This window comes from Azospirillum brasilense, assembly GCF_003349955.1.
In the GTDB taxonomy this organism is placed as follows: domain Bacteria; phylum Pseudomonadota; class Alphaproteobacteria; order Azospirillales; family Azospirillaceae; genus Azospirillum; species Azospirillum brasilense_B.
Genome location: NZ_QLKQ01000046.1, coordinates 1 through 20,627 on the forward strand (window position 1 = coordinate 1; position 20,627 = coordinate 20,627).

At 69.2% G+C, this 20,627-nt stretch carries 19 protein-coding genes and 1 pseudogene; 10 read left to right on the forward strand and 10 right to left on the reverse strand.

Annotated elements, in window-relative coordinates; all coding sequences use genetic code 11:
- The 3 genes and pseudogenes from DXK32_RS19620 to DXK32_RS19630 form a co-directional block, all read left to right on the forward strand.
- Positions 1 to 966: pseudogene (locus tag DXK32_RS19620) on the forward strand (hypothetical protein); the annotation flags it as partial.
- Between the two features lie 32 nt (positions 967 to 998).
- Entirely contained in the window at positions 999 to 1,361 is a 363-nt protein-coding gene (locus DXK32_RS19625; protein WP_114860047.1) for a hypothetical protein, read from the forward strand.
- Positions 1,362 to 1,486: 125 nt separating this feature from the next.
- Positions 1,487 to 3,112: a sensor domain-containing diguanylate cyclase gene (locus DXK32_RS19630; RefSeq protein WP_114860048.1), complete on the forward strand. Its 1,626-nt coding sequence runs from the start codon at positions 1,487 to 1,489 to the stop codon at positions 3,110 to 3,112.
- Positions 3,113 to 3,120: 8 nt separating this feature from the next.
- Here the strand turns inward: DXK32_RS19630 and DXK32_RS19635 are convergent, their stop codons facing one another.
- A complete protein-coding gene (locus DXK32_RS19635) occupies positions 3,121 to 3,558 on the reverse strand; it encodes a flagellar FliJ family protein (protein ID WP_114860049.1) in 438 nt (145 codons plus the stop codon).
- On the reverse strand, positions 3,555 to 4,901 hold the full coding sequence (gene fliI, locus DXK32_RS19640) for a flagellar protein export ATPase FliI (RefSeq protein WP_114860085.1): 1,347 nt from the start codon (positions 4,899 to 4,901) through the stop codon (positions 3,555 to 3,557). Before fliI ends, DXK32_RS19635 begins: the two co-directional genes overlap by 4 nt.
- 278 nt (positions 4,902 to 5,179) lie before the next feature.
- Between fliI and ctrA the strand changes: the two genes are divergently transcribed.
- Positions 5,180 to 5,911, forward strand: a complete 732-nt coding sequence (gene ctrA, locus DXK32_RS19645; protein ID WP_109070287.1) for a response regulator transcription factor CtrA — start codon at positions 5,180 to 5,182, stop codon at positions 5,909 to 5,911.
- 84 nt (positions 5,912 to 5,995) lie between these two features.
- On the opposite strand, the gene DXK32_RS19650 is transcribed toward ctrA, so the two are convergent.
- Positions 5,996 to 6,190, reverse strand: a complete 195-nt coding sequence (locus tag DXK32_RS19650) for a DUF1127 domain-containing protein (protein WP_114860086.1) — start codon at positions 6,188 to 6,190, stop codon at positions 5,996 to 5,998.
- 193 nt (positions 6,191 to 6,383) lie between these two features.
- On the opposite strand from DXK32_RS19650, the gene DXK32_RS19655 reads away from it, so the two are divergent.
- Positions 6,384 to 7,289, forward strand: coding sequence for a transcriptional regulator GcvA (locus DXK32_RS19655; protein ID WP_114860050.1), 906 nt, complete (start codon positions 6,384 to 6,386; stop codon positions 7,287 to 7,289).
- A gap of 16 nt (positions 7,290 to 7,305) precedes the next feature.
- Here DXK32_RS19655 and DXK32_RS19660 read toward each other — a convergent pair whose 3' ends face one another.
- From DXK32_RS19660 to DXK32_RS19685, 6 genes are all read right to left on the reverse strand, one after another.
- A complete protein-coding gene (locus DXK32_RS19660) occupies positions 7,306 to 8,151 on the reverse strand; it encodes a CheR family methyltransferase (protein ID WP_114860051.1) in 846 nt (281 codons plus the stop codon).
- Entirely contained in the window at positions 8,148 to 9,248 is a 1,101-nt protein-coding gene (locus tag DXK32_RS19665; protein ID WP_162801265.1) for a protein-glutamate methylesterase/protein-glutamine glutaminase, read from the reverse strand. The genes DXK32_RS19660 and DXK32_RS19665 overlap by 4 nt, the downstream gene beginning before the upstream one ends.
- Positions 9,249 to 9,386: 138 nt before the next feature.
- On the reverse strand, positions 9,387 to 9,752 hold the full coding sequence (locus DXK32_RS19670) for a response regulator (RefSeq protein WP_114860053.1): 366 nt from the start codon (positions 9,750 to 9,752) through the stop codon (positions 9,387 to 9,389).
- 48 nt (positions 9,753 to 9,800) lie between these two features.
- Complete coding sequence (locus tag DXK32_RS19675; RefSeq protein ID WP_014198311.1) at positions 9,801 to 10,301, reverse strand: chemotaxis protein CheW; 501 nt, start codon at positions 10,299 to 10,301, stop codon at positions 9,801 to 9,803.
- On the reverse strand, positions 10,298 to 13,066 hold the full coding sequence (locus DXK32_RS19680) for a hybrid sensor histidine kinase/response regulator (protein ID WP_114860054.1): 2,769 nt from the start codon (positions 13,064 to 13,066) through the stop codon (positions 10,298 to 10,300). Before DXK32_RS19680 ends, DXK32_RS19675 begins: the two co-directional genes overlap by 4 nt.
- A gap of 331 nt (positions 13,067 to 13,397) precedes the next feature.
- Positions 13,398 to 14,042, reverse strand: coding sequence for a histidine phosphotransferase family protein (locus DXK32_RS19685; RefSeq protein WP_114860055.1), 645 nt, complete (start codon positions 14,040 to 14,042; stop codon positions 13,398 to 13,400).
- Between the two features lie 231 nt (positions 14,043 to 14,273).
- On the opposite strand from DXK32_RS19685, the gene DXK32_RS19690 reads away from it, so the two are divergent.
- The 4 genes from DXK32_RS19690 (at position 14,274) to DXK32_RS19705 (ending at position 18,620) form a co-directional block, all read left to right on the forward strand.
- A complete protein-coding gene (locus tag DXK32_RS19690) occupies positions 14,274 to 14,456 on the forward strand; it encodes a DUF3553 domain-containing protein (RefSeq protein WP_114860056.1) in 183 nt (60 codons plus the stop codon).
- Positions 14,453 to 14,851, forward strand: coding sequence for a c-type cytochrome (locus tag DXK32_RS19695; RefSeq protein WP_114860057.1), 399 nt, complete (start codon positions 14,453 to 14,455; stop codon positions 14,849 to 14,851). Before DXK32_RS19690 ends, DXK32_RS19695 begins: the two co-directional genes overlap by 4 nt.
- Positions 14,852 to 14,967: 116 nt before the next feature.
- Positions 14,968 to 17,388 (forward strand): penicillin acylase family protein, encoded by a 2,421-nt coding sequence (locus DXK32_RS19700; RefSeq protein ID WP_114860058.1) that lies wholly within the window; start codon positions 14,968 to 14,970, stop codon positions 17,386 to 17,388.
- Positions 17,385 to 18,620: a threonine ammonia-lyase gene (locus DXK32_RS19705; RefSeq protein WP_114860059.1), complete on the forward strand. Its 1,236-nt coding sequence runs from the start codon at positions 17,385 to 17,387 to the stop codon at positions 18,618 to 18,620. The genes DXK32_RS19700 and DXK32_RS19705 overlap by 4 nt, the downstream gene beginning before the upstream one ends.
- Before the next feature lie 27 nt (positions 18,621 to 18,647).
- Here the strand turns inward: DXK32_RS19705 and DXK32_RS19710 are convergent, their stop codons facing one another.
- Positions 18,648 to 19,142 (reverse strand): flavin reductase family protein, encoded by a 495-nt coding sequence (locus tag DXK32_RS19710; RefSeq protein WP_114860060.1) that lies wholly within the window; start codon positions 19,140 to 19,142, stop codon positions 18,648 to 18,650.
- Between the two features lie 240 nt (positions 19,143 to 19,382).
- On the opposite strand from DXK32_RS19710, the gene DXK32_RS19715 reads away from it, so the two are divergent.
- Positions 19,383 to 20,453: a flagellar motor protein MotB gene (locus DXK32_RS19715; protein WP_114860061.1), complete on the forward strand. Its 1,071-nt coding sequence runs from the start codon at positions 19,383 to 19,385 to the stop codon at positions 20,451 to 20,453.
- The last annotated feature ends 174 nt before the right edge of the window (positions 20,454 to 20,627 follow it).

Here is a 20,627-nt window from a genome sequence, read left to right on the forward strand (position 1 = left end):
GCCCCGCCCCGCGGCACCGCAACCCCGGCCGCAACCCCGGCCGCAGCGCCCACGATGCCCGGTGCGGACCCCGGCACCGCCACGGCAACGCCGGAGACGCCCGACGGGCCGGTGCTGAAGGGCACGGTGGCCGGCAGCACGCCGCAGGGCCAGCCGATCCTCGCCACGCCGCAGGGCATGCTGGCGTTGAACGTCCAGGCGAGCCTGCCGCAGGGCAGCGCCGTGACCGCCGCCCTGACCGACCCGACCAGGGCGCTCCAGGCCGCGCCGCCCCCCCTCACCACGGAACCAGGGCCGCTGAGCGAGCGGGACTGGCCCGCCATGCGCCAGCTCCTGAGCGCGCTCGCCGGGGTGGACCGCTCCGCCGCGCAGGCGCTGATCGGCACGGTCATGCCGCAGCCGAACCGCAAGCTGGGCGCGGCGATGAGTTTCTTCCTATCGGCGATCCGCGGCGGCGACGCCCGCGGCTGGCTGGGGGAGGACGCCGCCTCCGCCCTGGAGAAGTCCGGCCATGGAAGCCTGCTGTCCCAGCTGGAGCGTGAGTTCCGCAGCCTCCAGCAGCAGGCGGGCGACCCGCTGCCCGGCGACTGGCGCCCCTACACCCTGCCGATGCTGGACGCCAACGGTCTGCTGCCGATCAAGCTGCACATCCATCCCATAAATCCCGAAGAGGACGGCAAGACGGGTCGCAAGGGCGGCGACAAGGGGAGCCGCTTCCTCCTCGACCTGGACCTCAGCCGCCTCGGTCCGATGCAGCTCGACGGGCTGGTGCAGCCCAACCGGTTCGACCTGATCCTGCGCAGCCACATCCCGCTGACCCCGGAAATCCGCCTGGACCTGATCCAGATTTTCGCGGACAGCATCCGCGCCGTCGGTTACATCGGCGGCCTGTCCTTCCAGTCCGGCGCCAAATGCTGGGTCAAGCTGACCCGCGTCGGAGCCGGCGGCAGCAGCTACACCGCCTGACGCACCTACACCGCCTGACGCACCGGGACGCCATGCACCGCCGCGACCTTCTGACGACCGCCTCCAACCCGGATGCCCGCCATGACTATCTGGTGGAGATGCACGGGGAACCGACGCCCGGCACCCGCCTGACCCTGCGCTATGTGCCCGACCGCGCGGTGGCCACGCCGGACGGCGTCGCCGCCTATCTCGGCGCCCTGTCCGGCACCGTGGCGGCCGCCGGGCCGGAGGCGCTGGCCATCGCCGTGCTCGACGACCTGAACAACGAGCTGATCCCCCGCTGGGTCGAGGTGACGGTGGAGCGGAACCTGCCGGTCCCGCAACGCGTGGTCGTCGAGGACCGCCAGCCGGGCTGGGACAACCCCCATCTGTTCTCCCGGATGCGGCGCGTCTGATTCGTCCGCCCCCACCCCTGTCGTTCGGACGGCATAGCAGAGCCGCGCCGATCCACCGCTTGATCGCTTGATTTCCTCAACCCGCATGCGAATAAAGCGGGTCGGTCGGTGCGTGGAAGAGTCCGTTGAAACGTACACGAATATTAAGGCGCACCCAATCCCTCTGGGCGCGCGTCGGGCTTCGCGCACGCCTCGAAGCCTTCATTCTGCTCGCCCTTTTTCCACTGGTGGTTCTGGTTCTCGTTCTTCTTCTCCAGGAGCGCAGCCAGGACATCGAGCGGGCGCGCGAGGGCACCCGCCTGCTGGCCCACCGCGGGGCGTTGCAGCAGACGCAGATCGTGCAGCAGGTCCGCAGCGTCCTCCAGCTTCTCACCCTCGTTCCCGACATCCGGGAAGCGATCCCCGGACGCTGCACCACCCTGTTGAAGCAAACGACCGGCTTGTATCCCTGGGCCTCCGGTTTCGGCATGTTCAACGCCGATGGAAATCTGCTGTGCAGCAGCAACGACAACCGGCCCGTCAACCTCGCGCAGCGCGATTATTTCAAGGAGGCCCTGGCGACGCGCGGCTTCACGGTCAGCAACTTCCTGATCGGTCAGAACAGCAAGCAACCCCGGGTGATCGCCGCCCTGCCGATCCTCGGCGCCGGCGGGTCGGTCAGCCGTGTTCTGGTGGCCGGGGTGGATCTGGGCTGGCTTGCCGAGCTGTCCGCCGAGATCGCCCGCGAGTCCGGTGGGATCGTCTCGCTGTTCGACTCCCAGGGGACGATTCTCGCCCGCGTGCCGGACCGGCAGGGCCTCGTCGGGCACTCCATGGGCGACCACCCGACGGTCCGCCGGTTTCTTGAGGACGAGTCGGGCATCATCGAAGGCGACGGCCTGGACGGCGTGCCCCGGATCAGCGGCTTCGCGACCCTGGAGGACACCGGCGCCAAGATCGTCGTCGCCGTCGCCCGCGACGACATCCTGGCCGCGGCCGACCGGAACCTGCTGGTGGGAACCGGCGTCATGGTCGGCGTCGTCCTCCTCATCGTCGGAGGGGTCTGGGTGCTGATGGACGTGATGATCCTGCGCGGCCTGCGCGACCTCAAGGCGTCGGCGGCCTTTCTCTCGTCGGACCTCTTCGATCCTCACGCCCCCTGCATTCCGGCGCCGGTCCACCCGTCCGAAATCGGCCAGGTCGCCCACGCGATGCGGACGATGGGGCGGACGCTGAGCGCCATCGCCTTCGAGGACCGCCTGACCGGGCTCGCCAACCGCCGTTTCTTCGAGGCGCATGTCGAGCGCCTCAACGAACAGCCGGCCCAGGATCGGAACGCGATCGCCATCCTCTACATCGACCTCGACGGCTTCAAGCCGATCAACGACCAGCATGGCCACCATGTCGGCGACCTGGTGCTGAAGGAGATCGGCGTCCGGCTGGCGCGTTGCGTGCGTCACGGGGATTTCGCCGCGCGCCTCGGCGGCGACGAGTTCGCGGTGCTGCTCGCCCTGGCCGACGACCGTTCGGCACCCTACGCCATGGACGTCGCCCGACGGATCATCGCCAGCGTGTCCGCCCCGATCACGGCCGACGGATTCGAGGTTCGGATCGGGTGCAGCGTCGGCGTCGCGCTCTGGCCGACGGATGCGGCGGAATTGTCGGTGGCGCTCCAGCACGCCGACCGGGCGCTGTACGCCGCCAAACGCGCCGGCCGCGCGCGGGTGGTGACCTATGCGGATCTTCCCGCCGACGACGCCCTGGTGACCTGACCGGCCGCTCAGGATTCGACGCCGCTCTCCTCCTGCTGGCGGCGGCGGAAGCCGACCAGCGCGGTTTCGTCCAGCATGGTGGCCTCCTTGCGCTTGAGCTTTTCCTTCTCGCGCTTCAGCCGCTCCTCCTCGGCCAGTTCGTAGCGCTTCAGCTCCTGGAAGGCTTCGGCCATCTCGTCGGTGGCGACGGCGATCTGGGCCTCCACCTGCCCCATGGACTGGGTCAGCCGCTTGCCGCGCTCCATCGCCGCCTGGATGTAGTTGCTGTAGGTGAAGGCGTATTCGACGTTGCCGCGAGCGGTGTCGCGCTCCGCCGCGATCTCCTCCTTCAGCCGCTCGATCTCGGCCTGGAGCCGGTCCGCGAGGTTCTGCAACTCCGCCAGCGCCCGGCGCTTCTCGTCGAGCTTCCATTTCTGGAGGCGGATGATGGTCTTCAGACTGCTCATTCTTGCGGCGGCCACTGTTCAATGCCGAAGATGGCGGCGAGCTGGGCGTAGCTGTTGTCGAGGTCGGTCGCCTCGCGCTTGCCCTGCTTCAGGAACGCCTCCAAGGCCGGCTGGAAATGGATGGCCTCGTCCACCTGCGGGTCGGTGCCCTTGCGGTAGGCGCCGAGGCGGATCATCTCCGCCATGTTGTCGTAGGACGACATCAGCCGCCGCGCGTGGTTCACCAGCTCGTTCTCCATGGGGGAGTTGCAGCCGGGCATGGTGCGCGACACGCTGCGCAGGATGTTGATGGCCGGATAGCGCCCGCGCTCGCCGATCTGGCGCTCCAGGACGATGTGGCCGTCCAGGATGCCGCGCACGGCGTCGGCGATGGGTTCGTTGTGGTCGTCGCCTTCGACCAGCACGGTGAACAGGCCGGTGATGGAGCCCGACCCGCTGAGGCCCGGCCCGGCGCGTTCCAACAGGCGCGGCAGCTCGGCGAAGACGGTGGGGGGATAGCCCTTGGTCGTCGGCGGCTCGCCCGCCGAGAGGCCGATCTCGCGCTGGGCCATGGCGAAGCGGGTCACGCTGTCCATCATGCACAGCACGTTGCAGCCGGCGTCGCGGAAGGCCTCCGCCACGGCCAGCGTCATGTAGGCGGCCTGGCGGCGCATCAGCGGCGCCTCGTCGGAGGTGGCGCAGACCACGACGCTGCGCGCCAGCCCCTCCTCCCCGAGATCCTCGGTGATGAATTCCTGAAGCTCGCGCCCGCGTTCGCCGATCAGCCCGATCACCGCGACCTCCGCTCCGGAGAAGCGGGCGAGCATCGACATCACCGACGATTTGCCGACGCCGGAGCCGGCGAAGATGCCCATGCGCTGGCCGCGGCAGCAGGTGAGGAAGGCGTTGATGGCGCGGATGCCGAGGTCCAGCTTCTCGCCCACCCGGGCGCGGGAATGGGCGGGTGGCGGGTTGTTGCGGATGGGGACGCCGTGCGTCCCCTTGGGCAGCGGTCCCTTGCCGTCCACCGGCTCGCCCAGCGCGTTGATGACGCGGCCGAGCCACGCTTCCGTCGGGAAGACCATGGGCTGGCTGTCGGAGACCAGCGCGCGGCAGCCCAGCCCCACCCCGTCGATGGAGCCGAAGGGCATCAGCAGCGCGCGGCCCTGGCGGAAGCCCACCACCTCGCAGGGGACCTGCCGGCCGTCGCGGGATTCCACGATGCAGCGGCCACCCACCGACAATTCCTTCTCGATCCCCCCGACCTCGACCAGCAGGCCGAGCACGGCGGTCACCCGTCCGAACCGGCTGCAACCGGAAACGGACTCGATTTCCTGGAGGATGCGGGCGATGTCGGCGGGCACGGTCTTGCGGATCAGCGGACGGGAATTGGGACGGGTGAGCCGGGCGCGGACGGCGCAATTCGCGGTGGATACGGAGTCCGCCGCCCTGCCGCCCGGGTCATGCTCGTCCAGAAACATTAACGTTAAATGAAGTGCTATGCCTCTGGCGTTAAGCTGAATCGTCTGTTAACTTGTGTAAACGGACGCGCCGATCTGTTAAGGGGATTGGTTAAGGAACCGCGGGAAAGCAACGCCGCATCGGAAGCCAGAAACGCGCCATCTAACATCGGGATATCGCCATGAGGGTTCTGCTGGTCGAAGACGACTCCTCCACGGCCAAGAGCATCGAACTGATGCTCCAGTCGGAAGGCTACATCGTCGACTCTACCGACCTCGGTGAGGATGGGCTCGAAATCGGCAAGCTGTACGATTACGACATCATCATCCTCGATCTGATGCTGCCGGACATCGACGGCTACGAGGTGCTGCGCCGCCTGCGCGCCGCCCGTGTGACCACGCCGATCCTCATTCTTTCCGGCCTGTCGGAGCTGGACCACAAGATCAAGGGTCTGGGCTTCGGCGCCGACGACTATCTGACCAAGCCCTTCGACAAGCGCGAGCTGATCGCCCGCATCCAGGCCATCGTCCGCCGCTCCAAGGGCCATTCGGACAGCATCATCCGCACCGGCCGCCTGACCGTGAACCTGGACACCCGCACGGTGGAGGTGGACAACCAGCCGCTCCACCTGACCGGCAAGGAATACGGCATTCTGGAGCTGCTGTCGCTGCGCAAGGGCACGACCCTGACCAAGGAGATGTTCCTGAACCATCTCTACGGCGGCATGGACGAGCCGGAGCTGAAGATCATCGACGTCTTCGTCTGCAAGCTGCGCAAGAAGCTCGCCGCGGCGACCCAGGGCGACAACTACATCGAGACGGTGTGGGGGCGCGGCTACGTGCTGCGCGATCCGCACGAGGACGCGTCCCCGATCCCCCGCGTCCCGCACCCACAGGCCCAGGCGGCCGGCTGACCGCCGACCGCCCATCACGGTTAAAATTCGTGCCGGTTAGCGGCGGGCTCAGGCTCGCCGCAATCCGTAGTCATTCCGGTGCGATCATTCCTGCCAGAACGCCTTGTCGGCTTCGCGGCGGGCGTCCGAACGGCTCAGCCCGACGTCGCGCAGCAGATGGTCGTCCAGCGCTGCCAGGGAGCGACGCTGCCGGTGGCGCTCGATCATTCCCAGCGCCTCCCCGAGCACCCGCTTCACAAACCCCTGCGCGCCGTCAGTTCCAGCGTGTCCGAGGGACATGATGCCCCGGTCTGCGGAAACGGCGCCCAGCGCTCTCCTGCTCATGATCCGACACTCCGCTTGATGAATTCCGTTGCCTAGACATGCACCCGGAAGCGGCTTGTCCGCAAAGGATGCTTTCTCTAACCTGCATGAGAGAATTTCATGCGGCCGGGCAACAATCCGGCGGCAACAATCCGGCGGATGCGGACCCATGCAGATCCCTCCCCTCAACGGCTTGCGCGCTTTCGAAGCGGCGGCCCGCCATCTCAGCTTCACGCGCGCGGCGGAGGAGCTCAACGTCACCCAAAGCGCGATCAGCCACCAGATCCGCACGCTGGAGGACCGGCTGGGCATCCGGCTGTTCCGCCGGCTGAATCAGGCGCTGGTCCTCACCGACGCCGGCCAGCTCCTGCTGCCCAGCGTGCGCGACGCCTTCGCGCGGCTGGCCACCGGTCTGGAGCGGGTGATGGAGCATGAGCGCTCCGGCGTGCTGACGATGAGCGTCTCGCCCTCCTTCGCCAGCCGCTGGCTGATGAGCCGCATCGGCCGCTTCCGCGCCCGCCATCCGGAAATCCACCTGCGCATCAGCGTCAGCCAGCACGAAATCGATTTCGAACGCGAAGCCGACATCGACATCGGGCTTCGCCATGGGCTGGGGGTATGGGACGGGTTGCGGGCCGACCGCTTCCTCGACGACGCGGTGTTCCCGGTGTGCAGCCCGGCGCTGCTTCAGGGGCCGACGCCGCTGCGGCAGCCCGCCGACCTGCGCCATCATGTCCTGGTCGAGGAGACCGGCCACAGCTATTGGGCGACGTGGCTGGCCATGGCCGGGCTCAGCGATCTGAAGCCAAGCTCTGAAATGGTCTTCGACGAGATCGGCATCGCCATCGAGGCCGCGGAGAACGGCCAGGGCATCGCGATGGCGCGCGGCACCCTGGTGCTGGAGGAGCTGGCGAGCGGGCGGCTGACCCGGCTGTTCGATCTCGCCCTGCCGGGCGACTTCGGTTACTACCTCGTCTGCCCGGAGGTGACCGCCGACCGGCCCAAGATCGCCGCCTTCCGCCGTTGGATCATGGAAGAAGGCGCCGCCGACCGTCTCACCGTCACACCGCCTTAAGCCGAACCCTTTTGAATCACACGGCCGCCTTGAGCCCGCTCGGCACCTGGAAACCACCCAGGCTGTAGAGGCCGCGCTGCCCTTCCACCGGCTTGAAGCGGTCGGTGATGCCCAGCACGGTTTCCGCGCCGCCGAGATAGAGCACCCCGTCCTGCGGCATCTGGCGGGCGATCGCCTCCAGCACCTTGGTCTTGGTCGGCTGGTCGAAATAGATCAGCACGTTGCGGCAGAACACGATGTCGAACTGCCCCAGCGCGGACAGGTCGCCCAGCAGGTTGAACTCGCGGAACGAGGCCATCTGGCGAAGCTGCTGGCTGATCTGCCACTTGTCGCCCTGCTGCTTGAAATGCTTCACCAGCATTTGAATCGGCAGGCCGCGCTGCACCTCGAACTGGGTGTAGATGCCCGACTTGGAGCGCTCCACCATCTCCGCCGAGATGTCGGTGCCGACGATCTCGATCCGCCAGCCGGCCAGCTTCGCCGCGTCCTCGCTCAGCAGCATGGCCAGCGAGTAGGCTTCCTGCCCGGACGAGCAGGCCGCCGACCAGATGCGGATCGACCGCTTCGCCGCCCGCGCCGCCATCAGCTTCGGCAGGACGATCTGCTTGAACTGGTCGAAGGGCTTCTGGTCGCGGAAGAAGGACGACTCGTTGGTCGTCATCGCCTCCGTGATGTCGCGCAGCAGCGCCTCGTCCTTGCGCGTCCGCACGGTGGAGGCCAGCTCCTCCAGCCCCTTCATGTTCCACTTGCGCGCCACCGGCATCAGCCGGGATTCGAGCAGGTAGGCCTTGTCCCGGGTCAGGACCAGACCGGAACGCTGCTTGAGCAGCGTGGAGAACATGTCGAAATCTTCGACTCTCATGCTGCCCTCGATGCGAACTTGCGGATGTAGGGACCGATTTCCTTGAGCGGCAGCACCGCCGAGCAGATTCCCGCCTGGGCGACGGCGCCCGGCATGCCCCACACGACGCTGGACGCCTCGTCCTGCGCGATCAGGGTGCCGCCGGCGTTCACCACCTCGGTGCAGCCCTTCAGCCCGTCCTGCCCCATGCCGGTCAGGATGCAGGCCAGGACCTTGCGCCCGCCGAAGGCGCGGAGGGTGGACCGCATCATCGGGTCCACCGCCGGACGGCAGAAATTCTCGGGCGGGTCCTTGGTCAGCGAGATCACGTTGGCGCCCGCGCGCTGGGTCACCAGCATGTGGAAGTCGCCCGGCGCGATGTAGCAGCGCCCCGACACGATCGGCTCGCCGTCCTTCGCCTCCTGGGCGTTCAGCCCGCACTGGCGGGTGATGTGCTCGGCCAGGATGGTGGTGAAGGTCGCCGGCATGTGCTGGGTGATCAGGATCGGCTGGGTCACGCCGGCCTTCAGATGGGCCAGCACCTCGAACAGCGCCTGCGGGCCGCCCGTGGAGCTGCCGATGGCGATCACGTCCGGCTTGATCTGACCGACGGAACCGACGGCGGGGGCCGGACGCAGCGTGACGGGCGGCGGCTCGCGCTTCAGGAAGGCGGCGGGCACCGGGTTCAGCGGGCGCAGTTCGCCGCGGGTGCGGGAGCCGGCGCGGCGGGCGGCGGCGCCCAGCGCCTTGACCTTCGACACCAGCTCGCGCTTGAAGGCGTCCGCCCCGCCGATCTCGCGGGTGGAGGTCGGCTTGGGGATGTAGTCGGCGGCCCCGGCCGACAGGCAGCGCATGGAGATGTCGGCCCCACGCAGAGTCAGCGTGGAGGCCATGATGATCTTCACCTGCGGCGCCACCGCCAGCAGCTTCGGGATGGCGGTCAGCCCGTCCATCACCGGCATCTCGATGTCGAGGACGATGACGTCGAGCGAGTTGCGCTGCAGGGCGTTGACAGCCATCTGGCCGTCGCCCACCGACGCGACCACGCGGATTTCGGTGTCGCCTTCCAGCGCGCGGGTCAGAAGGCCACGAATGACGGCGGAATCGTCGACCACCATCACCCGGACGGGATCGCCGCCGGCCGCGCCGGTCGGATGCCCCGCCGGCGCGGGGGGAGGAGGTCTGCCGAAACGATCGGACATAACGCAATCAGCCTTTCAGGGTCGGAACGGTGCGCGGCGCGGAGATTCCGCCCGTCACAGCAGCCCGACCTGCTGGAACTTGGTCTGGATGATGTCGCTGTCGAACGGCTTCATGATGTACTCGTTCGCCCCGGCGGACAGCGCCTCCTGGATGTGGGCGAGGTCGTTCTCCGTGGTGCAGAACACGACCTTCGGAAGATCCCCGCCGCTCATCTTGCGCAGACGGCGCAGGAACTCGATGCCGGTCATCACCGGCATGTTCCAATCGAGCAGGATGGCGTCCGGCATCTTCTGAGCGCAGGCCTCCATGGCCTGCTTGCCGTCCTCCGCCTCGGTGCAGGCGAAGTGCAGCTCTTCCAGAATCTTCCGCGCGACCTTGCGGACCACGCGGCTGTCATCGACGACCAGGCAAACTTTCATGGTGAACGGGCCTCAGGCTTCGCTTTGAACACCGACCGGGGTTTCGCCTCAGGCCGCTTCCATCGTGGTGAAGTTCAGCAGACGCGGCACGTCCAGGACCACCATGAGCTGACCGTTCAGGCGATAGATGCCCGTGGACACCTCGCGCCAGCGCGGGTCGAGGGTGGCCGGGTTGCGCTCGAAGTCATCGTTGGAGAGGCTCAGCACCTCCCCCACCGAATCGACCATCAGGCTGTAGAGTTCGCCGCGCAGGTCCACCACGATGGACATGCCCGGCTTGTCCTTCGGGCGCGACGTCAGGCCGAGCCGCAGGCGCACGTCGATGGCGGTGACGATGCGCCCGCGCAGGTTCAGCGAACCGGCAACCTCCGGCGGGGCCAGCGGGATGCGGGTGATCCGCTGGTGCCCCAGCACGTCCTGGACCTGGAGGACCGGGATGCCGAACAGCTGGTCGGCGATCGTCATGGTCACATAGTCCTGGCTGCCACCGGAGGTGATCTCGTCGCCCTTGGACTTCTTGGTGGTGGCGGGCAGCTTGGCGTTGCTCATGCGGCACCTTTCTGCTCGGACAGGGTCTGCTGCAGCGCGTACAGCAGCGCGTCACGGTCGAACTTGGCGACATAGTCGGTGAACCCGGCCTGACGGCCGCGGTCGAGGTCGCGCGGGGAGGCGTGGCTGGACAGGGCGACCATCGGCGTGCCGCTCCAGCGGGTGCCACCCTGGCGGACCGCCTCGGCGAAGTCGAAGCCGCTCATGCCCGGCATCTCGATGTCGGAGACGATGACGTCGAAGTCCTCGCCCGCCTCGCAGAGCGCCAGCGCCTCGTTGGCGTTCTCCACGGCGGTGACGTCGTAGCCGGCGACCGACAGCAGCGGGGTCAGCAGATTGCGGAAGAAGGGGCTGTCGTCGACCAGCAGCACGCGCTGGAGCGTCCTCTCCTCCTCGTAACCATCGGTCGAGGACGAGCCGAACCAATCCTTGTAGGCCTGGGTCAGGAAGAAGCCCGCGTCGATCACGTCCGTCGCCTTGCCGGCGATGATCGCCGAGCCCATCAGGCCCGGACGGTCGGCGGTGAGCTGCACCACCAGACGCTCCTCCACGATGTCGACGATCTCGTCGACGATCAGGCCCATCGACCGGTCGCCGTCGGCGAAGACCAGAACCGGCTGGCGGCCTTCCTGGCCGATCATGAAGCCCGGGTCGATCGGCACCAGCGGCATCAGCTTGCCGCGGTACTGGACCACCGGCATGCCGTTGGACGATTCGACGCTGGCGAGGTCGACATCCTCCAGGCGGGCGACCAGCGACAGCGGCACCGCCTTCGGCGCGCCGGCCCCGGCGCGGAACAGCAGGAGGGCCATCTTGTCCTCCTGGCGGGTCGCCTGGACGGAGGTCGCCTCCTTCGACGCGGTCTCGCCCATGGCCATCTCGCCGGTCGCCGACGCGATGCCGTTGGGGTCGAGGATCATGATGACCGAGCCGTCGCCGAGGATGGTGTTGCCCGAGAACATCTCGATGTGGCGCAGGATCGGCGCCACCGGCTTCACCACGATTTCCTCGGTGTCGAACACGCGGTCGACCATGATGCCGAAGGTGTAGGTGCCGACCTGCGTGACCACGATGAAGGTCTCGTCGGTCTTCTTCTCGCCGCCCTCCTGGTCGTCCAGCCGCAGCAGCTCCTGCAGCGAGACCAGCGGCAGCAGGCGGTTGCGCAGGCGCAGGACCGGCGTGCCCTTCAGCCGCTCGATGGTGTGCTCGCTGTCGGCGGCGGCGCGCACCAGCTCGACCACGCTGATCTGCGGGATGGCGAAGCGCTCGCCGGCGCACTCCACGATCAGGGCGGAGACGATGGCCAGCGTCAGCGGGATCTTGATGACGAAGGTCGAGCCCTTGCCCTGCTGGGACTTGATCTCGATCGTGCCGCCGATCTTCTCGATGTTGGTCTTGACCACGTCCATGCCGACGCCGCGGCCCGACACGTTGGTGACCTTCGCCGCGGTCGAGAAGCCGGGCTTCATGATGAACTGGATGATCTGCTGGTCGGACATCGCCGCCAGCTCGCCTTCCGAGGCCATCCCGTTCTGGATCGCCTTCTGCTTGATCCGGTCGATCGCCAGGCCCTTACCGTCGTCCTGGATCTCGATGATGATGTGGCCGCCCTCGTGATAGGCGTTCAGCGTGATGCGGCCGGTCTCCGACTTGCCCGAGCGCACACGGTCGGCGGGCACCTCCAGGCCGTGGTCGGCGGAGTTGCGCACCATGTGCGTCAGCGGATCCTTGATCAGCTCCAGCACCTGGCGGTCCAGCTCGGTGTCGGCGCCGAGCATCTGGAGGTCGATCTTCTTGCCCAGTTCGTGCGACAGGTCGCGCACCAGACGCGGCAGCTTGGCCCAGGCGTTGCCGATGGGCTGCATGCGCGTCTTCATGACGCCTTCCTGCAGCTCCGACGTCACGTGGTTCAGGCGCTGCAGCGGGGCGGCGAACTCGCTCTCCTTCTGCGACCGCAGGATCTGGAGGAGCTGGTTGCGGGTCAGCACCAGCTCCGACACCATGGTCATCAGGTTTTCGAGCAGGTCCACGTTGACGCGGATGGTCTGCGCGGCGACCGCCGACTCCTTCGTCGCGGCCTCGCCGCCCGCACCGGCGCCGGACGCGGCTTCCGCGGCGGGAGCGGGCATCTTGGCGGCGGCGGGCACCGGATCGGGATCCGGAACCACCAGATCGTGCGAAGGGGCGGGCTCGTCCGCCGCCTCCGCGGCGACCGGGGCCAGCGCGGTGCTGGTCGGGCCGGGGGTGGCGTTCCAGATCGCCTCGAGCTCGTCCAGCGTGAGGTTGCCCGAGGAGGACACCGGGGTTTCCTCCGCCGCCGCGACCGCCGGGGCCGGCGGCGGCACCGGGGCCGCGGCGGGCTTGGCCGGAGCGGCGGCGGCGCCCAGCTTGCCTTCGGCGCACAGGTTCAGCCGCTCGATCAGCGGCAGGTCGTCGCCCGGCGGCTCCGCCTCCGTCGCCTCCAGCACCGCCAGCAGGCTCTTGATGGTGTCCAGCGCCTGAAGGATCAGCGAGACCGCCTCAGGGTTGATGGTCAATTCCCCGTCGCGGAACTTGCCCAGCACGTTTTCCGAGGCGTGCGCGACCTTCTCCAGGCGCGGCAGGCCGAGGAAGCCGCAGGTGCCCTTGATGGTGTGCACCAGACGGAAAATGTTCGACAGAAGTTCCGGATTGTTGGGATTCTGCTCCAGACGGACCAGTTCCACGTCGAGAACCGACAGGTTCTCGTTGGTTTCCGTCAGGAATTCGGAGAGCAGATCATCCATGTCGCGATCCCCACGCCCGCAATTGTATCCGTTTCCGGCCGGGCCGTCCGGAGGGCGGCGTGCGCGACGCCGCCGGTACGGGCCATTCCAGCTACGGTCGGAGCCTGTCAAACACTGATTAAGAGAACCTTACCTCCTTCGATACCACTCTTGGGCTCCGCCGTCACGCCGAGCCACCCGGCCCAAGGTCACAGCCCGCAAGGCCGGTGCCGCCGTCCCGGCCTATGACCGCCGGGCGCGCGCCACGCGGGCATGGCGAAGCGCCGCGCACCGGACCGGCGGCGGTTTGAAGCGGGTCGATGCGCGGATCACGCCCCCGGCGGGGGCCGCGTCACCACTCGACGGAGAAGACCAGCCGGTCCGGCCCGGAGGGCGTGGCCGCGACGCGATAGCCGTCGTCCTCGGCGAAACGCCCGGTCATGTAGGCGTGGATGCTGCGCGGGGTGAGGTCGGCGGCGGCCACCGTGCCGGCCAGCGCCGCCGCGGACTCGTCCTTGAGGGCGCCGGGGCGCCCGGCGGCGGTGATGGTGAAGCGCCCCGCCTGCTCGTCCCCCTCCGCCGCGACGGTGATGGTGCCGCCGTGGGTCAGCGCCTCGTCGGCCAGGATGATGACGTTGAGCAGCACCTTCGACGCGCCGCGCTTGAAGGCGAGCTGGTCGTTCGGCACGCCCGCCGGCCAGTCCAGCGTGGTGCGCCCGCCCTCCAGAAGCCCCTGCGCGGAGGAGCGGGTGTCGCCGAAGCCCTTCTGCTCCCGCCCGGCGAGGCCGTAGGCCAGCCGGAAGACGCGCAGCCGCCGGTCGGCCTGCCCGGAGGAATGCTCGATCAGCTTCACCGCCTCGCCCATGAAGCCGCCGGCGGGTTCGTCCTCCATCTCCTCGATCAGCTCCAACCCGTTGCGGATCGCTCCCACCGGGCTCACGAGGTCGTGGCAGATGCGGGAGGCGACAAGCTCGATCACGCGGATGTCAAGCGGCACGGGGGGTCTCCAGATCGTTGACGGCCGGCCTCCGGGGAACCGGGTGGCGACCATGGCCGCAGGTTTGGGAACTTCCTCCGGCCGGGCGGCATTCTGTTGCATGCCGGCACCCCATGGGGATGGCCGGCGGCGACGTTCGTTTGTATCATTCCAGGGGCGCGGATGCCGCCGCTTTTCCGCGGTCATCCCGCGAAAGCGATAACCAATTCCGGCGGATGCAGGAGGCGCGGCATGGACGATTCACTGGTTCCCGGCGCCTGGGTGCGCCACCCCGGCCGTCCGGACTGGGGTCTGGGTCAGGTGCAGTCGGCCATCGGCGATCGCGTCACCGTGAATTTCGAGAACGCCGGGAAGCTGCTCATCAACACGTCCGTGGTCGCGCTGACCGTCACCGATCCGGACGACATCCCGTGAGAGGGAAGCTGCCGCTGGCCGTCCTCCTGCTGTTGGCCGCCGGCACCCCCGCGCTGGGCGACGACGCGCCCAAAGCGGCGCCCGATGCGGAGCGCGGCAAGGCCCTGTTCCGCGCCTGCGCCTTCTGCCACACGCTGACTCCGGACGGCGGCAACCGCGCCGGCCCGACGCTGTGGCGGCTGTTCGGGCGCACCGCCGGGGCGGTGGCGGGCTATCACTACTCCGCGGCGCTGAAGGGCAGCGGGATCGTCTGGGACGAGGCGGCGGTGGCCCGCCTGTTCGAGATCGGCCCCGACGTGATGACCCCCGGCAGCAAGATGCCCATGCAGACCATCACCAGCGCGTCCGACCGCCGCGATCTCGTCGAATACCTGAAGGAAGCCACGGCCCCGTAAGTCCGGATTGCGAGGCCCGCAAGCGGAATTGAGGAGCATGGCCCCGTGCGGGCCCCATCCCCATCTCTGTCTGTCGAACCCCTTTCCAAGCCCCCTTTCCGAGCTGTGGTCTTCCGATGATTCCCCGCGCCGTCCGCAAGCCCCTGGCCATCCTGGCCGCCGTTCTCGCCCTGGCGGTCGTGGTGCCGGTGCTGGGGGCGGGCGGGTTCCTGCTGTGGCTTCGCCAGCAGACCCCGGCCTACGAGGGCGCGGCCACCGTCCCCGGGATCGAAGGCCCGGTGGAGGTCCTGCGCGACCGCAACGCCATCCCGCACATCTTCGCCGCCACCGAGCGGGACGCCTATTTCGCGCTCGGCTACGTCCACGCCCAGGACCGGCTGTGGCAGATGGAGACGATGCGGCGCGGCGGCGCCGGGCGGCTCGCCGAGCTGGTCGGCACGCGCTTCGGCGACTGGGCGCTGCGGCTCGACCGCTCCATGCGCACGCTGGGCGTCTACCGCCGCGCCGAGGAGGCCTATGAGGAGCTGTCGCCGGAGGCCCGCACGGCCTTCGACGCCTACGCCGCCGGGGTCAACGCCTGGATGGAGACGCGGCGCGAGGCGCTGCCCATCGAATTCCAGCTCCTGCGCCACACGCCGGAGCCCTGGCGGCCCGCCGACAGCCTCGTCTGGGGCAAGCTGATGGCGCTCCAGCTCTCCGGCGATTCGCGGGACGAGCTGTTCCGCGCCAGCGCCCTGAAAAGCCTGACGCCGGAGCAGATGCGCGACCTGTTCCCGGACTCCGACCCCACCGCCCCGGTGACCCTGGCGGCGGCGCTCGACGGCATGGACCTGCAAGGCGCGCTGGCAGCATTGCCCGACCTCGGCTTCGACACCGCGTCCAACGAATGGGCGCTGACCGGCGCGCGCAGCGCGACCGGCAAGCCGATCATCGCCAACGATCCCCATCTCGGGCTGGAGGCGCCGATCCTCTGGTATCTGGCGCGCATCGTGACTCCGGAACACCGCATCGCCGGGGCGACCATCCCCGGCGTGCCGCTTCACATCCTGGGGCACAACGGGCGCGTCGCCTGGGGCTTCACCACCACCCACAGCGACACCCAGGACCTGTTCATCGAGAAGCTCGACCCGCAGGACCCCGGCCGTTACCTGACGCCGGACGGCAGCGCGGCCTTCGAGACGCGCCGGGAGACGATCCGCATCGCCGGCCAGCCGGACGAGACGCTGACCGTGCGCGAGACGCGGCACGGCCCGGTGCTGACCGGCCCGGAGACCGCCGACGCCACGCCGGAGGGCCATGTGCTGGCGCTGGCCTTCCCCGGCCTGTCGGCCGCCGACACCACGGCGGAGGCGCTGTACCGCCTCAACCACGCCGCCGACGCCGCGGCGGTGCGCGAGGCGCTGTTCCTCCATGTGGCGCCGCAGCAGAACGTCGTCTACGCCGACACGGCGGGGACGCTGGGCTTCCTGTCGCCGGCGCTGGTCCCGGTGCGGCGCGGCGGCGACGGGCGCGTTCCGGTGCCGGGCTGGACCGGCGAGCACGACTGGATCGGCTACATTCCCTTCGACGCTCTGCCCCAGGCGGTCGATCCGCCGTCGGGCCAGTTCGTCAACGCCAACAACGCGGTGGTCGGCCCCGGCTACCCCTACGCCCTGGCGACCGAATGGCCGGACCCCGCCCGCGCCGAGCGGATCGTGCAGATGCTCGGCGACGGCCCGCACACGGTGGAGGAGGTCGCCGCCCAGCAGATGGACGAGCTGTCCCTGCCGGCGCGCGACCTGCTGCCGCTGATGCTGGAGCCGCTGCGCAACGCGCCCGACCTCGACGGGCGGGCCCGCGCCGCGCTGGACCGTCTGGCCGGCTGGGACGGGCGGATGGACCGCGACCGGGCCGAGCCGCTGATCTTCTCGTGGTGGGAGCGCGAGCTGGTGCGCCGCGTCTTCGCCGACGAGCTGGGGCCGCTGTTCCAAAGCTACTGGGACCTGCGCCCGCGCGCCCTGCACCGCGTGCTGACCCAGGCGCCGCAGTGGTGCGACGACCGAACGACGCCGGCCCGCGAGGACTGCGCCACCATGCTCGCCGGCTCCCTGAAAACGGCGCTGGCCGAGATCGAGCGGCGTCACGGAACGGACATGAACGGCTGGCGCTGGGGGGCGGAACACAAGGCCGCCCTGAACCACCGGCTGCTCGGCCGGGTGCCTCTGCTCGGTTCGATGTTCGACCTGTCGATCCCGACCGGCGGCGGCGCCTTCACCGTCAACCGCGGCACCACCCGCGTGCGCGACCAGCAAGCCCCTTTCTCCCACGTCCATGGTCCGGGGCTGCGCGCGGTCTACGATCTGGCGGATCTCGGCAACTCCCGCTTCTCCATCGCCACCGGCCAGTCGGGCAACCCGCTGTCGCCCCATTGGGGGGATCTGGTGCAGGGCTGGCGCGACGGGGTGGGGCTGCGGCTGGCCGGCGACCGCGGCACGCTCGCCCGTGACGGCGCCAGGCTGCTGACGCTGTCCCCCACCCGTCCAGGGAGTTCGCCATGACCGAGCCGGCCCCGAGCTTAACCGTCACCCTGGACGACGTCCGCGCCGCCGCCGCGCGGATCGGCGGCCACCTCCCCGTCACCCCCACCGAAGCCTCGCCCCGGCTGTCGGAGATCACCGGCTGCTCGGTGGTGCTGAAGCTGGAGAATCAGCATCTCACCGGTTCCTTCAAGGAGCGCGGGGCGCTCAACAAGCTGTTGTCGCTGGGCGAGGCGGAGCGGCGGGCCGGGGTGATCGCCATGTCGGCGGGCAACCACGCCCAGGCGGTGGCCTGCCACGCCACGCGGCTGGGCATCCGCTCGGTCATCGTGATGCCCTCCTTCACCCCCTTCACCAAGGTGGAGCGCACGGAAAGCCTCGGCGCGCGGGTCGAGCTGCACGGCGAGACGCTGAGCGACGCGGCGGCCTATGCCCAGGAGCTGGCGGCGCGCGAGGGGTTGACCTTCGTTCATCCCTACGACGACCCGCTGATCGCCGCCGGCCAGGGCACCGCCGCCCTGGAGTTGCTCGACGCCGCGCCGGACCTGGAGATGCTGGTGGTGCCGGTGGGCGGCGGCGGGCTGATCGGCGGCATGGCGGTGGCGGCCAAGGCGCTGAAGCCGGACATCGCGGTGATCGGGGTGGAGTGCGCCATGTTCCCGTCGATGCGCCAGGCGCTGGCCGGGCAGCCCATCACCTGCGGCGGCGCCACCATCGCCGACGGCATCGCCGTCAAGGCCCCCGGCGCCGTCACCCTGCCGCTGGTCCGCCGGCACGTGGACGCGGTGGTCGAGGTCGGCGAGCCGCGGCTGGAGGAGGCCGTCTACCGCCTCGCCACCGTGCAGAAGCTGGTCGCCGAGGGGGCCGGGGCGGCGGGTCTGGCCGCGGTGCTGGACGATCCGGAGCGGTTCCGCGGCAAGCGGGTGGGCATCGTGGTGTCCGGCGGCAACATCGACGCGCGCATCCTGGCGCAGGTGCTGACTCGCGGGCTGGTCTACGAGGGGCGCATGGTGCGGCTGCGCATCGGCATCACCGACGCCCCCGGCGCGCTCGCCCGGGTCGCCCGCCTGCTCGGCGAGGCCGGGGCGAACATCGTCGAGGTGCACCACCAGCGCCTGTTCCACGACGTGCCGGTGCGCATGGCCGAGATCGACGTGGTGCTCGAAACCCGCGGGCGCAGCCACGTCCAGCGCCTCGTCGCCCACATGGAGGAGGCGGGCTTCCCGACGGAGCTGATGACGGACATCTCCTGAGCCAGATCGCCTGATCCGGGGCCCGGCTCAGGGAAGCTGCGAATAGGCGCCGCGGAAGTAGAGCAGCGGCTTGCCGTCCTCGCTGCCGGACAGGCGGCGGACGCGGCCCACGATGATGACGTGGTCGCCGCCGTCGTAGACATGCTCGCGGTCGCATTCCAGGGTGGCGAGGCAACCAGTGAGGATCGGCACCCCGCTGTCCCAGCGCTCGACCCCCACCCCGTCCCAGCGCTCCTGGAGGTCGCGGCGCGAGAAGCGGTTGGACAGCTCCGCCTGGTCTTCGGCCAGGATGTTCACCGCGAAGGATGGCGCGGTGGTGAAGGCCTCGAAGGACATGGCCGCCCGGCCCAGGCAGAACTGCACCAGCGGCGGGTCGAGTGATACCGACGAGAAGGAGTTCACGGTCACGCCGATCGGCTCGCCGTCCGGTGCGACGGTGGTGACCACGGCGATGCCGGTGGCGAAGCATCCGAGGGCGTTGCGGAAGGCCCGCGAGTCGAAGGCCTGAGAATCGATGGTCATGGCGGCCTGTGTGGGCTCGTCGGTTATTGGGGCGAGGGTGCTGCGGCGAAACAGCGGGATTAACCCAGCCGGACCGTCGGCGCAAGCCGCATCTGCCCCGGACCTTTGCACAGGACCGCCCGGAAGCGGCCGGAAGCCGCCCCCCGTCGCATTAAACGGATCTTAAGGATAACGCCCCACCCTTCGGGTGTCCGCACGGACCGCGAATGCCCAACCACAAGGCCCACTCAGCAAGGCTTCATGTCAGCGAACCCGTCCGGCGGCGAACAGCCGATCATCATCAAGAAGAAGAAGGGTGGCCATGGCGGCCACCATGGCGGCGCCTGGAAAGTCGCCTATGCCGACTTCGTGACGGCGATGATGGCCTTCTTCCTGCTGCTGTGGTTGCTCAACGTCACCACTTCGGACCAGCGCAAGGGCATCGCGGACTATTTCTCGCCCAGCTCGGTCAGCCGCGAGACCTCCGGGTCCGGCGGCATGCTGGGCGGGCGCACCATCACGGCACCCGGCGCCCAGATGTCCCCCTCCTCGCCGATGTCCGCCGATGTGCCGGTCTCCGGTCCGCCCGGCCACTCGGCCCAGGAGGACGACGAGGCGAACGACCCGACGGACGCCGCCCCGCCGCCGCCCGCCTCGACCGCCTCGACCGCCGAGCAGAAGTCCAACGAGTCGCGGCTCGACTACCAGAAGCGGCTGGAGGAGCAGGCCAAGCAGCTCGGCATCCCCGGCCAGAAGCCGGGCGAGCGGCTGTCCGACTTCGCGGAGCGCGTGAAGGAGGGCGGCGAGAAGCTGCAGGACGCCCAGAAGGAGGCCCGCCAGTTCCAGCAGGCCGCCACCGAGATCCGTCAGGCCATCCAGTCCGTGCCGGAACTGGAGCCGCTGGCCCAGAACCTGATGATCGACCAGACGCCCGAGGGCCTGCGGATCCAGATCGTCGACCAGGACCGAGTCTCGATGTTCCCCGGCGGGTCGGGCCAGATGTACCCGCAGACCCGCCAGCTCGTCATGCAGGTGGCCAAGGCGCTCGCCAAACTGCCCAACAAGCTGTCGATCAGCGGCCACACCGACGGCATCCCCTTCACCTCCGGGGCCGGGCGCGACAACTGGGACCTCTCCACCGAACGCGCCAACGCCACCCGCCGCGCCCTGATCGCCGGCGGCATCCCGGAGGAGCGCGTCCAGGACGTGATCGGCCGCGCCGACCGCGACCTGCTGGTTCCCGACCAGCCGGGCAGCCCGCGCAACCGCCGCATCAGCATGGTGCTGCTGCGCGAAAGCAAGACCGCAACCCCGCCCGCCGCGACGAACTGATACCAAAGCCGATGTGGCGCTGGTACCAAGGCGTTAGTTCCTTGCCTTTGAACGTACCCCTTCTTGTTTTGTCGATGCGCCGCACAACGCGGGGAATGTTTGCCCTGTTCAAATGGCGAAGTGATGGTTCATACTTCGCGCCAGACACCATTGCCACACGGCAGCGGTCAATCA